At 27.5% G+C, this 14,306-nt stretch carries 14 protein-coding genes; 2 read left to right on the top strand and 12 right to left on the bottom strand.

Features of this window, described 5'->3' with window-relative positions; all coding sequences use genetic code 11:
- Positions 1-158: 158 nt before the first annotated feature.
- The 11 genes from B5X81_RS12610 to B5X81_RS27480 all read right to left on the bottom strand — a co-directional run bounded on the left by B5X81_RS12610 (position 159) and on the right by B5X81_RS27480 (position 11,825).
- The gene (locus B5X81_RS12610; RefSeq protein WP_079492146.1) at positions 159-1,328 is read right to left on the bottom strand and encodes a phosphopentomutase; all 1,170 of its coding nucleotides are present in this window, start codon (positions 1,326-1,328) and stop codon (positions 159-161) included.
- A gap of 214 nt (positions 1,329-1,542) precedes the next feature.
- Positions 1,543-2,427, bottom strand: coding sequence for a site-specific tyrosine recombinase XerD (gene xerD / locus B5X81_RS12605; protein WP_079492144.1), 885 nt, complete (start codon positions 2,425-2,427; stop codon positions 1,543-1,545).
- Between the two features lie 697 nt (positions 2,428-3,124).
- Positions 3,125-3,757 (bottom strand): stage II sporulation protein M, encoded by a 633-nt coding sequence (spoIIM, locus tag B5X81_RS12600; RefSeq protein ID WP_079492143.1) that lies wholly within the window; start codon positions 3,755-3,757, stop codon positions 3,125-3,127.
- A gap of 434 nt (positions 3,758-4,191) precedes the next feature.
- On the bottom strand, positions 4,192-4,725 hold the full coding sequence (locus B5X81_RS12595) for an NUDIX hydrolase (protein WP_079492141.1): 534 nt from the start codon (positions 4,723-4,725) through the stop codon (positions 4,192-4,194).
- A 173-nt stretch (positions 4,726-4,898) separates the two neighbouring features.
- A complete protein-coding gene (locus B5X81_RS12590) occupies positions 4,899-5,972 on the bottom strand; it encodes a DUF3866 family protein (RefSeq protein ID WP_079492140.1) in 1,074 nt (357 codons plus the stop codon).
- A gap of 131 nt (positions 5,973-6,103) precedes the next feature.
- The gene (locus tag B5X81_RS12585; protein ID WP_079492138.1) at positions 6,104-6,907 is read right to left on the bottom strand and encodes an MraY family glycosyltransferase; all 804 of its coding nucleotides are present in this window, start codon (positions 6,905-6,907) and stop codon (positions 6,104-6,106) included.
- Positions 6,904-7,587, bottom strand: coding sequence for a glycosyltransferase family 2 protein (locus B5X81_RS12580; protein WP_079492137.1), 684 nt, complete (start codon positions 7,585-7,587; stop codon positions 6,904-6,906). Before B5X81_RS12580 ends, B5X81_RS12585 begins: the two co-directional genes overlap by 4 nt.
- Before the next feature lie 298 nt (positions 7,588-7,885).
- Complete coding sequence (locus B5X81_RS12575) at positions 7,886-8,782, bottom strand: copper transporter (RefSeq protein WP_208985055.1); 897 nt, start codon at positions 8,780-8,782, stop codon at positions 7,886-7,888.
- Positions 8,782-9,918 carry a putative cytokinetic ring protein SteA gene (gene steA / locus B5X81_RS12570; protein ID WP_079492134.1) on the bottom strand — a complete coding sequence of 379 codons (1,137 nt, stop codon included), beginning with the start codon at positions 9,916-9,918 and terminating at the stop codon, positions 8,782-8,784. The genes B5X81_RS12575 and steA overlap by 1 nt, the downstream gene beginning before the upstream one ends.
- Before the next feature lie 385 nt (positions 9,919-10,303).
- Positions 10,304-11,455, bottom strand: coding sequence for a leucine-rich repeat domain-containing protein (locus tag B5X81_RS12565; protein WP_170917404.1), 1,152 nt, complete (start codon positions 11,453-11,455; stop codon positions 10,304-10,306).
- 193 nt (positions 11,456-11,648) lie between these two features.
- On the bottom strand, positions 11,649-11,825 hold the full coding sequence (locus tag B5X81_RS27480; protein ID WP_170917403.1) for a hypothetical protein: 177 nt from the start codon (positions 11,823-11,825) through the stop codon (positions 11,649-11,651).
- A gap of 316 nt (positions 11,826-12,141) precedes the next feature.
- Here B5X81_RS27480 and B5X81_RS12560 point away from each other — a divergent pair, with 316 nt between their 5' ends.
- Together B5X81_RS12560 and B5X81_RS27475 are read left to right on the top strand one after the other, a co-directional pair.
- A complete protein-coding gene (locus B5X81_RS12560) occupies positions 12,142-12,600 on the top strand; it encodes a YbaK/EbsC family protein (protein ID WP_079492131.1) in 459 nt (152 codons plus the stop codon).
- A 277-nt stretch (positions 12,601-12,877) separates the two neighbouring features.
- Complete coding sequence (locus B5X81_RS27475) at positions 12,878-13,033, top strand: hypothetical protein (protein ID WP_170917402.1); 156 nt, start codon at positions 12,878-12,880, stop codon at positions 13,031-13,033.
- A 238-nt stretch (positions 13,034-13,271) separates the two neighbouring features.
- Here B5X81_RS27475 and spo0A read toward each other — a convergent pair whose 3' ends face one another.
- A complete protein-coding gene (gene spo0A, locus B5X81_RS12555; RefSeq protein WP_079492129.1) occupies positions 13,272-14,078 on the bottom strand; it encodes a sporulation transcription factor Spo0A in 807 nt (268 codons plus the stop codon).
- Positions 14,079-14,306: the final 228 nt, after the last annotated feature.

Raw genomic sequence — 14,306 nt, 5'->3', positions numbered from 1 at the left:
ATGTTAGATAAGTAATATAGTATTAGTATTGATTATTAATAACAGCCAATCCTTCAGTTATATTTTAAGAAAAGATATATTAATTTGTTTTAAAGGATTGACTGTGATTGCTTTTTATTCTTCAAATATCTTAATTGCTTATACCAAAGATGCAGATTCTATATTATTAAATCTTTAAAGCTCTTGCCATATTGGGGTTTTTCTATATTTAATATATCTGATATAGTTGCAGCTATATCAGCAAAAGTTTCTCTTGTGCCAAGGTTTACTCCTGCCTTTATATTTTTTCCATAGACTAATATAGGAATATACTCCCTTGTATGGTCAGTTCCCTTGTAGGTTGGATCATTTCCATGGTCGGCAGTAACAATAAGCATATCATCATCCTTTAAGCTTTCAAGAATTTCCGGTATTCTTGAGTCAAGCTCTTCTAATGCTTCCTTATAGCCCTTAACATTTCTTCTATGTCCAAATTTTGCGTCAAAGTCAACTAAATTTGTAAAAATTATTCCCTTAGAATCCTTTTTCAAAAACTCTATTGTCTTATCTACGCCATCCATATTACTTTTAGTATGTACATCCTTTGATATACCTTTGCCATTAAAAATATCTACTATTTTACCTACTGCTATAACTTCATAGCCCCCTTCTATGGCCTTATCCAATACAGTTTTTCCAAATGGATCTAAAGAATAATCCCTCCTATTTGGTGTACGGGTAAAACTACCGGGGCTGCCAATAAAGGGTCTGGCTATTACCCGGGCAACTTGATCTTCACCCATTAAAATCTCTCTAGCTATCCTACACATTTCATATAATTCATCTAAAGGTATTACATCTTCATGGGCTGCAATTTGAAATACACTATCTGCTGAAGTATAGACAATGGGATTGCCAGTTTCCATATGTTCCTTCCCAAGTCTTTCTATTATTTCTGTCCCGGAAGCAGGTTTATTGCATAGAATTTTTCTTCCAGTACGTTCTTCAAATTTAGATATTATATGTTCTGGGAACCCATTAGGATAGGTCTTAAATGGCTCTTCTATATATAAACCTGCAATTTCCCAATGACCTGTTGTTGTATCTTTACCATTCGAAGTCTCCTTTGATTTTCCAAAGGAGCCTATTGGCTTTAAGCTTTTCTTTACACCTTCTATTTTATCAATATTTCCAAGGCCTAAATTTACTAAATTAGGTAAATTTATTCCACCCATTTCCTTTGAAATATTACCTAAAGTATTTACACCTACATCTCCAAACTTTTCAGAATCAGGTAGTTCACCTATTCCAACACTATCCATAACTAATATAGTTACTCTATTAATCATATTTTTCCTCCTTATAATTTCCTAAAGTTTAGACCTTTTTTACAAAAACTAATATTAAACTAAGAATTGTGTAACCGATAACATATATAAAATAACAACTTTCTATTTTAATACCCTAAAGTGGTCTTTATAACCACTCACCTTCAATAGCATTATATATTTATTATTTCTACTGATATAAAATTTATCATATAAATTTTATAAGAGCCTTTTTTCAGGCTCTTGGATGGGCTTTATTATAAACATCTTTAATTTTATTTTTTGTTAACTGCATATATATTTGAGTCGTAGAAATATCTGAATGTCCAAGCATCTCCTGAACAGATTTCAAATCAGCTCCATTTTGTATTAAATGGGTAGCAAAAGAATGCCTAAGTGTATGGGGAGTTATTTTTTTGTTTATCTTAGCTGCTTTAGTATATCTCTTTACTATTTTCCAAAATCCTTGTCTAGTTAATCTCTTTCCATAATAGTTAACAAACAAAGCTTTTTCATCGCCTTTAGCTAATTTATCTCTATATATAGACGAATAATTTTCAATTGCTTTTTTTGCCATAGATCCTAATGGAACAATTCTTTCTTTATCATGGTTTCCTCTACATTTTATGAAATCCATATCCAATTTTACATCTATTATATCCAGTCTAACTAACTCAGAAACGCGAATTCCAGTTGCATATAATAGCTCAAGCATAGCTTTATCCCTAGCCCCCATTGCACTGTCAGGATCTGGCTGATTAATTAGCCTTTCAACTTCACTTAAGCTCAATACACAAGGTAATTTTTTCTCAGATTTTGGAGACTCAAGATTTATAGTAGGATCATTTTCAATTATCCCATTATTTAGCAGATATTGATACAAAGCTCTTATTGAAGCCAAATTTCTAGAAATAGTAGATGTGGCTCGTCCTTTTTTTTGGAGATATAGAAGATAAGTTATAATAGTTGTCTTATTTACATCTGTATAAGATAACCTATTCCTTTCTTTTAAAAATTCTCCAAATTGTCTAAGATCTCTTCCATAGGATTCCAAAGTATTGCTAGATAGTTTTTTTTCATCTTTTAAGTATGTAACAAAATTTTCTACAATGTTATTCATTTCATTAACCCCTTTATTCTCTTTTGCTATAGAGATTCAAGTAAAACTATTAATTTATACAGAAGTAGACTTTGAGGTTTTTTTGTAGGCACTCTTCATAAAAATACAAAACCATAAACTTACCCGTTTTTAAAACAAATATAATTTCCGTTAGGTGCTTTAAAAAAGTCTATCTTCAAAAGTTTTAATGTCAATTATGTATATACGGTTCACATATTCTTAATAATTCAACATTTATAAATAAAATCCTTTTAATTTTTTATGAAAGTATATTATTTATTAAAATTATTTATAAAGATAAGAAAATTAAAACTTAAGAAAGTAAGTAGCCTCTAAGGTTTTCTCCCCCGCGATTTTTATAACACATAGGAAATTATAAACTTACTAATTCTTCAAATGAATATAATTTCCCTTATGTGTTTCAAAAAAGTCTACATTTAAAAACTTTATAAGAGACTTTTTTATAAACCTGTTTATCCTTTTGATTATTCAATCTAAAACTTATTTTTACATGAGCCAAAAGGATTCTCAGTGGCTACTGAAGTAAATTAAATTTCTTAATCACATATCTATATAGATTTCCCATAGTAAAACTTAATTTATACGTATCAAAATATCCAGTGTTTCTAAGGATTTTTGAGATGTATAAATTAACTATTTTACTGGAATATCTATATATTGAATTAATAGTGAAATCTTACATATATGTAGACAAATATTTAATGAAGAATGGCGAAATATATGCTTCTACTAAACATCCTACAGTTATAACAATATGAACTACAGCAATAACAGTACTATATAAAAAAAATTGATTAACTATATTATATTGCTTATTTTTCCTTGTCTTACTCCTAATTAACATAAGAGAAAAACTAATACCTAAAACTCCAATAAATATAGTCGCCGGAACTATCAATATATTTTGAGGTAGTATAGATACTAATGAAAAAATTACTCCCTTTAAGCCCATTTGTTTAACAAAAAAACCCACTGTAAATCCTATTATAAAGCCTCTTAAACCAATAAGCAATAAAATAAATGGAATACCAATAACTGTCACACCTAAAACCCAAATTATTATCCCAGTTTGAAAATTATTCAACAAGGATTGCTTTAATATTGAAAAATTATCAATGGCTTTGGAATCAACAATACTAAAAAAATCTCTTAGATAACCAATTAATTCCTTATTTTCGGTCTCTGTCAAAGCTTTAGACATAAAAGCACCTGCAGATATTCCAATCATGAAAAATAGTAATACAAAAAAATATGTCATTAGATTTCCCTGTATATGCTTTATAACTGTATCATTAATTCTTCTAATCAAAAAAATCCCCCCATCTTTAGATAAGCAAAATTAAAACTTAATATTAATTTCATAGAAAATAATTAAAGTTCTAAATTTTTCTTAGAAATTTATTAGCTTTAAAGTTATTTATCTTTAGTACATGCTATTAAATATTATGCATGAATTGGGGATTATATGTCTTTTTTATATTATAAAAAATTAGATAGGGCAAAGGAAATAGGGAATAAGTTATCTTAGGTAATCTATCAAGGTTTCTCATTTGACCTTTAAGATAATATCGATAACCTTTTTCCTTTTTCATTTACCCTATCTTTTATATTCTTATTATAATTACTTGAGGAAATTGCATAATTAAGATTTGGCAGAATTGCATAATATATATGGTACGATTTTGAAGATTTTAAAACTATATATAGTAGATGGTTTTTGCAGAAAGTAATTATGCAATTTGCTTACTTAAGCAAATTTTTTATGTATAATATACATGTAATAGTCTTTGCATCCTTTATTTCTTCTTTACTAATTTTTTCTACTAATTCATCAATTCCATATTTTTCAATTTCAATATATTCATCTTCGTCGGGCTGTGCCACATCTTTAATCAAATCCTTGGCAACAAATACACTTATTTCTTCATTGCAAAACCCGGGGGAAGTATAAAACTTAAATAGATACTCTAGGTTATCACTTTTATAGCCAGTTTCCTCTAAGAGTTCTCTTTTTGCACAATCTAAAGGCTCTTCACCAATTTCTAATTTGCCAGCTGGAACTTCTAAGAGACAATCTTCTACTGCTTTTCTAAATTGTTTTACCATAACAATCTTATTATCTTCAGCTATAGGAACTACAGCAACAGCTCCTGGGTGTTCAATTATTTCCCTCTTTGAGTATTTTTGATCCGGCAATTCTACTGTATCAATTCTCAAATTTATTATTTTACCCTGATAAACTTTATCGGATTTAATGGTTCTCTCTACGTTTTTCATCGTAACTCCCCTTTTTAAAAATTAAATCATTTAGTCTAAATACTATTTATCTAGCACATAGGACTCCAGTTCCTTCTCTTAAGTTGGAACTTAAATTTTATTTAGATAGAGTAAAATCTCTTCCATCTATAGCTTCAATATTCTGATTTAACAAAACGAGTTCACTTATAAATTTAAGATATAAAGTATGTAGCAACTTTAGCATTTACGCCTGCAGTTACAAAATAATCTGTATCATCTTCTAAAGTTCTTCCCATGGTTTTCATATTAATATCTGATTTTTTCAATATATTTATTATATCACTAAATTCAACAAATAACACATCATGTTTTTTATCAATACCATTTGTTTCTATTTGTTTTTTTATATAAGCTTCCCTTTCATTTTGAAACTTTGGAACTGCCACATAGGCCTTAGTTTTTGATATATCATTAAGCACTGTAATAGTATGGTGACTGATTCCATAATGCCTCTCTCTTTTATCCCTAAAACTTATTCTTGGTATGCAAATAGGAACTCCTCCCAAATCATTTACTGCATCTATAATATTTCCCTGTTCAATACCTGTAAAACCATATTTTGTTCCTGTTCCAACTATCCCTGGTCCCATTGCAACAATACATACATCACATTTTAATATTTCCTTGGCAGCTATCAATCCATTATATATATTTATACATTCATGGTCTCCTCCAAATGCATTTCCTATAGTTATGGTTCCCTTTATAATTCCTTTTTTCTTTAAATTATAAACTGTTTCACTGAAATCTATAGGTAAAGCTCCTCCATCAGTCATTATATATCCAATATTCAAATTACTATTTAAGCCTTTTAATACAACTGACAAAGGGGCTAACATACTATGAAGCCCTCCAATTAAAACAGGCATATTATTAAGAGTTGAAAAACTATTGAAAATATCATGGTATATACTTTTTTGTTCCTCAGCTGAATTTACTTTTACTTGTATTGGTGTATATCTAAGTTTCATAATATGACCATACCCATTACTTTGCTTATTAGAGTTACTTAAAACTGCCAGTACAAAATGAAATCCTCCACTGCCAAGCTTTAAATCCACAGCAGTTGTATTTAAGACGACTTTATTACCTTCTTTAATATCATTTGCAAGACTCATATATGCTATAGCCTTTTCTAAATTACCATCTATATTAACCAATACCTCAACAAAATTTCCTCTAATAGCTATTATTTTTTCAACTATTCCATTTTTTAAATTTAACATTTAAAGCCTCCCGTATAAAAGCGTTTTTGACGCTTTTATGGTTGTAAATTCAAGTTTTTAAATATATATAATCAATATTATAATTTAATATAAATTTTTCAAAAAATAATAAACACTTCTACACTTGATTATCATCTTCCAAATTCATCTAAAAAGTTTAGTATTTTGCTATTCTGTATTAAAGTTGAAATGGAATGTTTTTCTGAATACAGATTTGTTAAAACTAGAAATATTGCTAATGATATCTTTATATTGATATTAAAAGATGTTGCAATAATTCCTAATACTATCCCAAGACAATTTGATCCAATATCCCCCATCATGCATCTTCCTTTTATATCATAGGGAAGATAAGCCAATGAAACTCCAATAAAGCTTAATAATAAAATCTCAAATATTCCACTAATAAGAAACAGTGACGAAATACTAAAGGTTAAAAAGCCTTTTAAAGCTCTTCCAGGTCTTAAGTCAAGTAAATTTAAAAAATTTGTAAATAATGAAATAATAATAATATTTATAAAAAAATCAGCTATATCTGAAGAAAGAATTAAACTTATAAAAATTGAAACTACTCCTCCAGCAACGGCTTTTATTCCACCAGTAGTAACTTTAAAATTCAATAGCATATTCATATGCCCCTTAAAACCTTTTGAATTATCATCTCCCATAAAGTCATCTAGAAGTCCAGTAAATCCCATAGTCAGAACTCCTATTGTAAATACCAGTATATTCATAAAATTATTTTCTCCTATAAAACTTAATAATCCTAGTGAAATAAGTAGAATATTAAAAACAAATATTATTCCCATACTATTGGGAATTAGATCTCCTTTATAATTCTTTCTTAAAAAACCACAATTTGTATAAAATTCCTTTATCAAAGGAATAACAAATCGCCAAAAAAAATAAGATAAAATCAATATAAGATATTTCATTGAAATCCCCCTAATCTCTGTAAAATTAAAGTCCAAAGTATTTGATAAAATTGTTTTCCTCTATGAATGAATCCCTTTAAATCTCTTCCTGTTTCCCGATGTCCCATATCCACTTCTATCTCTTTAATGACAAAGCCTAATTTTAAAATATTAATTGTCATACCAACCTCAACACCATACCGTGAAGGCATATTGTGTATACTTCGAAGCACCTCTGCTTTAAAGGCTCTCTGGCCTGAGAGTGAGCAATCTATTTCTTTATTAGTAAAATGTTTAACTCCTTTTTTAGCTAATGTTTTTACTAGTCCAAATCCACCTTTTTTCTTAGATTTTGGAAATTTTGCTATTGTTACATCACATTTGTTTTCCAGAACCGGCTTAATCAATCTATCAATATCTCTTTGAGATCCTTCTAAATCTCCATCCAAAAAAATAATTATTTCATTTCTATCAATAATCTTCTTTATCCCATATTTCAAGGCATAACCTTTCCCTCTATTTTTATCAAGCTTAAATACCTTTGCCCCAGCTTCACTTGCCACTGAAGCTGTATTGTCCCTAGAACCATCATCTATAACATAAATATCTCTTATATATTTAGATTTTTTTATTGTTTCAATGGTTTTTTCTATTTTATCCCCTTCATTGTAGGCTGGAACAAGTGCGCTTATATTTAACATTTATATTACACTCCCATTATAATTCCTTAAATTAATACCACTATAAGAATTTAACTCGTTGTTCTAGTTTTTGTATAGGGGGTTTTAATATTTCATTTGAGTGATTTTTATAAACTTGTTTTTTCCTTCACAGTCATATATAAAAACTGGTTTATTACATGAACGAAAAAGAAATATTAAACCCCCCTAAATTGTACCTAAAGCAAAATATTTAATTTATTAGCACAACAGGTAAATTTAAGTAAAAATTTTAATTTATCCATTAAAATATCGCAAAGACATTAATAATTTAATTTGCTTAATTAATTTGTTTTACATTAATATTAAAGAATTCCTCCGGAATTAAATTTTCAGCGGTTACTTTTCCTCCAAAATGCCCTTTTTCACCCTTTAAAACCGCTAGCATTGCAATCTTTCCAAGCTTAGTATCAATATTATCTACAGTTGATATACCTAGCTCCTTATAAAAGGATATACTTGAAGTTTTTCCTTTAGATTTTTCAACTGCAACTATAGGAACATCATCCTTATTTATTAAATCAATCAATTTATTTCTTGCATTTTTATAATATTTATTATTAATATTGAATCCGTTGTCAATTAATATAACATAATCTATATTAGTATACATATTCCCTTTGTAATCAATATCCTCAATACTTCTAAAATAAAATGGAAGCATACTATATTTTTCCCCAACAACTCTTGAGTACAACTTTTCAAATTTCATTTTTTCAATCTCACCATTATTTGTTTCTTCACTTTCAAATTCATTATCTATATATTTAAACATATGTTTTACTTCTTCTTCAGTCTTATTAAATATATTAATTTCTATAATTTCATTTGTTCCTCCATTATCTAAAGTTTCCTTAATATCTAAATAGCTATTGTCAGAAAAAAGATTTATAATCATGATATTTAAACCCGTTAAACTTTCATCAATTAACTTATAATAAATTAAATCTAAAAATTTATCTTTTCTATTGTTTTCACCTTTATATTCTTCAAGTTTACTCATAAGCTCGTAATTTTTTTGTTTGAATCCATCAAATTCATCTTCAATTTGAGATACTAAAATTTTTTGTTGCTCAATAAATAATTGTTGACTATCAATTATTACTCCAACAAAAATTCCTATTCCAAGGGATAAAAAAATTGCAATTATTGTTATAATGAAATGTTTAATATTCATTACCATAATATTCTCCTCAATTCATATAATAATTTTAGTCTAATTTGAAACAACTTAATTATTTGATTACTTAATGGTGAGCACATCCCAATAATTATTATTGGAATTAAAGACGAAATAAATACACTGAATAAATGTATAGGTTTAATTCTTTCTTTATATAGCTTATTAACGCCTTTTGCATCAATGAGCTTTGACCCTATCTTAAGTCTTACTAAAAAAGTACTTGCCATCCCCTTCCTTCCCTTTTCTAAAAAATCTATCATATTTGTATGGCTACCAACAGCAACAATAAAATCTGCCCCTTTTTCAAATGCCAAAAGCATGGCGATATCTTCGCTTGTCCCAGGAGCGGGAAATAATTTATATTTCAACCCCTGTTCTTTTATTCTTCTAACCCCAGGAGCCCTTCCATCACTATAAGCATGTACTACGATTTCCTTGCATTTTTTCAAGCAATTATCTGAAACACTGTCCATATCTCCAATAACTATATCAGGAGTATATCCAAACTCTAATAGGGCATCCCCACCGCCATCTACGCCAATTAGCACTGGTTTTACTTCATTTATATATGTTTTTATTGCTAAAAGATCTTCTTTATAATCCTTTCCTCTTACTACTATTAATACATGGCGGTTTTTAATTTTAAAATTAATATCAGGTATACTGAGATTCCCTAAAATAAGATTTTTTTCCCTTTTGGCATATTTCAATGTATTTTCAATGAAGTCCTCCAGTACAATACCTAAATTCTTTTTTGCTTCATTTGTCTTTTTTTCTATTATTTCTTTAGTTAAAATCTCACCTTTACCAATATATTTATTATCTATATAAATCTCATTATTTAATAATTTTATTGTATTATTTTCACTTATCAAATCAAAAACTTCCTCATTATCTATATCAATTATTGCAATTCCCGCCTTAAGTAATATATCAGGCCCTCTATTTGGATACTTTCCACTTATGGATTTAGATGTATTAATAATAGCCTTTGGTCTTTTTTCAACTAAAGATCTGGCAGCCACTTCATCTATATCTCTATGCTTTATTAAAGCCACTTCTCCTGGATTTAACCTCTTAACAAGATTTTTTGTTTTAATATCCTTTTTAACAATAGCTTCGATAAACATTTTGACCTCCAAAAAATTATATTTAAAAATCTTTCTATTGATTATAAATATATTATTTCCTAATTAGGTAAAATTAACAAAAAAATATTAGGAACAATTTTATATAGAGGTTTTTTACAAAATATTTATTGAATCTACTTTTTATTTACTCTTTTTAGAAAAACATAAGATAAATTGTTATATTATAACTATTACCTCGGAAATATATAGTATAGTTTATATTTTTCATTTCAGTTGGAAAAATCGCATCACTATAATCTAATAAAATTGCATAATATATTCTAAATACAATTTAGGGGATTTTAATATTTCCTTTTATCTCCCTTTATATCACTTAAAAAACTCCTCCAAAAAACCTATGTTTTGGGGAGGAGTTTTTATCAACTTAGTTTTCACTTGTTTTCAATTCAAAATCTTTGTCTATTAATTGACTAAATATTTCATTAGCAGGAGATAAATCCTTAATATTATTACCTCTAAGATATAAGATTTTTAAATCTTTTAAATCTGATAAAATACTTATACTTGAAATTTTATTGTTCTTAATTACTAGTTTTTCCAAATTTGTTAGCTCTCCCAATACCTTAATATCACTAATATCATTATTATTTAATGATAGATTTCTAAGCTTTTTCAAATTTCCTACAGGAGTAATATCGGTAAGCTTATTGTGATACAAATATAAAACCTGTAAATTAATTAATTTTTCTAGATTAGAAATATCTTTAATTGCATTTTCAGATAAAAATAACTTTTGTAATCCATTTAAATTTTCTATTCCTTTTAAATCAATTATTTTATTGCCATTTAGGGCTAAAACCTTTAATTCCTTAAGCCCCTCTAGATCACTAATGTTTTCTATTTTATTTCTACTCAGATGCAATTCTTGCAATTTAATTAAATTTTTTAAAGAAGCGATGTCCTTTATATTATTAGAGTTTAAAGATAATTTTTCTAAATTCTTAAGATCCTTAAGTGGTGTTATATCAAAAATCTTATGATTATTTAGCTCTATTTCCTTTAAGTCAGTAAAATGCTTTAACGGTTCTATATCTGATATTACATCTTCTTCATTTTCAGGATTGGGAAATACTATCTTTGTTATTTCCTTGACATCCCCTGCATATATTTTACCACTTGGTTTATTAATCATTTTTCTAACTATATTTTCCAAACCTTTTTCATTAAATTTTATTTCATTTGGGTCTTCTTCAGTTTTATTAATTTTACTACTTACTGCTTTACTATTTTCCACTTTATCATCGTTTTTGCTTTCATTTATACTGACAGTACGTGTTTTACTATCCCATTTAACTTCTTTTCCCACCATTTTTGCAACTTTTCTAATAGGTATATATGTGGTTCCATCATATAGTATATTATCTATTTTGATTTTTTCTCCATTTACTTCTAAATTTACTGAGTTAAATACTACTTCTATAGTATCCTTTAAGTCTTCTGAAAAAACTAATATTGAACTTAAAATAAAGGTCATCATTATACCTAAAATCAAACCATTAAGGAAATGTTTATTCATAATACTCCCTCCAGATAGTTGTAATTTTATTATAAGTATTTCCATTTAGTAGCATTTTAATACATTATGGTTTGTTTTGAAGTTTTATGATGATAATATTTGTAATAAGATTAATTCAGAGTTAATTACAACTCGGAACTATTGTCAAAGTAATATTGTGCTAGGTATTAGTTTAAATTTAAATCACATATTTTTAGGATTTACCTTTATTTAAATTCTCGACCTTTAAAACGATATCCCTTGCTGTTTTTAAGCCTTGTCGATACCAATATTCACTTTCTTTTAATCTTTTGCCCTTTATTTCTCTTTCTGTTATTCTTCCAATTGAAAAATTTAATTCATCTAAAATTATTTTAGTTTCCTTACTCATTAGAAACACCTCTCCTTATATTATATATTTATATTATTATATAATCATTAGAAATTAAACCCCTCTCATAGAGTAAATTTAACATTTTTATCTAATAATGTTATAATAAATATGTTTAAAATAGAATTATACAGAATTGATGTATATTTACTTACTTTAGAAACTTGCATAATCAACATTATCAATTTTTAAATACAATATGTAAATAACTTGCCTGACTATCTATACTACATTTTGTATTTAAAAATTCTTTACATGTATTATGCAATTTCCCCACTTATATATACATATGAAAAAAACAAGGAGATGATTTAGAATGGCTTTAGAGGATGTCAAAAGATTTTTTAAAGACAATAATTTGGAATATGAAATTTTTGAATTGGATGAAAGCACAGCAACTGTTGAACTAGCAGCTAAAGCCCATGGAGTAAAACCTGAGCTCATTGCTAAGACCATGGCTTTTAAGCTGAAGGATCGAGATATTCTAATTGTAACAAAGGGAGATGCCAGAATAGACAATAGAAAGTATAAAGATACTTTCAAAACAAAATGTAAAATGCTTAAACCTGATGAAGTTTTAGAAATAACTGGTCACCCAGTAGGAGGAGTATGTCCCTTTGGTTTAAGAAATCCTTTAGAAGTCTATTTGGATATTTCATTAAAAAATTATGAATATGTCTATCCTGCTGCTGGGGCAACAAACTCATCAATTAAAATCACCCCTGCTGATTTATCAAAAATAACTGTTGCTCAGTGGGTAGATGTGTGTAAATAAGGAAAAAGCAAAGGAGTCGGTATATTTTCATCTAATAATACTGACTCCTTTCTATTTCTATCAATAGCTACTTTATTGTATTAAAAAATACATTTTTCCTCTTAATAGTAAGATATTATTTACTCATATATGTTTGTTAATTAACTATTGAGATAATATATTATTATGCAGCATTATTTATTATGATGGAAACTCTAGATGGTTATAAAATATAATATTAATATAAAGTTGGAATATTCAGAATTTTTGAACTCGTATTTTCAAAGGGGGGGATATGATGGTTACAAAAAAAAATAATAACATTTGTAAAGATCATAAGTTAATTGATACTGAAAATATTTTGTATTGGATGAATACTGATTATATTTTTTACTATTCTTGTGAAAACTGTACAAAATGTACTAAATGTAATAGATGTAATAAAGTTCATTAATTCTATTCATTATATAAATATGGAATATCTATATATGGATAACAAACATTAAAACTTAATATAAATTTCATAGGAAATAATGAATGCTTCTACATTTTTTCTATGAAATTTATTATACTTTATAGTTAGTTATCCTTAGGTCTAATGGATATATATTTTATTAAAAGCTAGTAAAAAATTCTCCCTTCCTTTTCTATATTTTGAATGGGAGAATTTCTATTATTTAAACTTATTCTATTTAACTTATCCTCTGCTCTATCCTAAGCTTATCAGCAACCATAGCTATGAATTCACTATTGGTTGGTTTTCCTTTGCCATTATGTACTGTGTATCCAAATAATTTGTTTATAGTATCTATCTTTCCCCTACCCCAAGCAACTTCTATGGCATGTCTTATTGCCCTTTCTACTCTACTTGGTGTAGTGTTGAATTTTTCTGCTATATTAGGATATAATTCCTTTGTTACCGCACTAAGATATTCAATATTCTCAACAACCATTCCTATGGCTTCTCTTAAGTATAAATATCCTTTTATGTGAGCAGGAACGCCAATTTCATGAATAATATTTGTAATTTCCGCTTCTATCGATATAGTCTTAGGCTGTTTTTCTACATTTGAAAAACTGTAGTCTCTTAATGGCTTTTTCCTTTCAAAATTCTCATTAGAATTTCCCATTAATTGTCTAATTCTCTTAATAAACACTTCAAAATCAAAGGGTTTTACAACATAATAATCTGCACCAAGATTTATAGCCTTTTGTGTAATTCTATCTTGTCCTACAGCCGATAAAATTATTATCTTTGGAGTCTCTGGTATATCCAAAGAATGCATTTTTTCTAAAACGCCTAATCCATCAAGATGAGGCATAATAATATCCAAAATCATAACATCTGGTGTGTTTTGAGAAAGTATTTCTATGGCTTCTATACCATCCTTAGCCACACCAATTATTTCCAAATCTTCTTGCTTGCTCAAATATTCATACAAAATGTCGCAGAAATCTTTATTATCATCTGCTATTAAAATCTTTATTCTATCTTTCACAAAAAAACCTCCTTATATAATATGTTATAACACGCATAATACTTGAATTCGACATAAATGAAAAATATCCTTCTCTTTTTTAAAATTTTTAAAAACAATGTAATTTATATCCATTTTAAAGCTGTTTTTTTATATATTTGATAAAATTATATATAAAAGTGAAAGCATTATCATTAATTGGTGTATCTAAGAATAAAAAGACACTTCAAATCATAATGACTTGAAGTG

Origin of the sequence: Maledivibacter halophilus, from assembly GCF_900167445.1 — a bacterium.
Lineage (GTDB): Bacteria > Bacillota > Clostridia > Peptostreptococcales > Caminicellaceae > Maledivibacter > Maledivibacter halophilus.
Note: the sequence above shows the minus strand (reverse complement) of the source record. Positions and strands in the feature narration are given on the sequence as shown.

Coding starts and splice junctions, on each gene's coding strand:
- B5X81_RS12610 (WP_079492146.1), bottom strand. CDS start 1,328: ATGATTAATAGAGTAACTATATTAGTTATGGATAGTGTTGGAATAGGT.
- xerD (WP_079492144.1), bottom strand. CDS start 2,427: ATGAATAACATTGTAGAAAATTTTGTTACATACTTAAAAGATGAAAAA.
- B5X81_RS12595 (WP_079492141.1), bottom strand. CDS start 4,725: ATGAAAAACGTAGAGAGAACCATTAAATCCGATAAAGTTTATCAGGGT.
- B5X81_RS12590 (WP_079492140.1), bottom strand. CDS start 5,972: ATGTTAAATTTAAAAAATGGAATAGTTGAAAAAATAATAGCTATTAGA.
- B5X81_RS12585 (WP_079492138.1), bottom strand. CDS start 6,907: ATGAAATATCTTATATTGATTTTATCTTATTTTTTTTGGCGATTTGTT.
- B5X81_RS12580 (WP_079492137.1), bottom strand. CDS start 7,587: ATGTTAAATATAAGCGCACTTGTTCCAGCCTACAATGAAGGGGATAAA.
- B5X81_RS12575 (WP_208985055.1), bottom strand. CDS start 8,782: ATGAATATTAAACATTTCATTATAACAATAATTGCAATTTTTTTATCC.
- steA (WP_079492134.1), bottom strand. CDS start 9,918: ATGTTTATCGAAGCTATTGTTAAAAAGGATATTAAAACAAAAAATCTT.
- B5X81_RS12565 (WP_170917404.1), bottom strand. CDS start 11,455: ATGAATAAACATTTCCTTAATGGTTTGATTTTAGGTATAATGATGACC.
- B5X81_RS27480 (WP_170917403.1), bottom strand. CDS start 11,825: ATGAGTAAGGAAACTAAAATAATTTTAGATGAATTAAATTTTTCAATT.
- B5X81_RS12560 (WP_079492131.1), top strand. CDS start 12,142: ATGGCTTTAGAGGATGTCAAAAGATTTTTTAAAGACAATAATTTGGAA.
- B5X81_RS27475 (WP_170917402.1), top strand. CDS start 12,878: ATGGTTACAAAAAAAAATAATAACATTTGTAAAGATCATAAGTTAATT.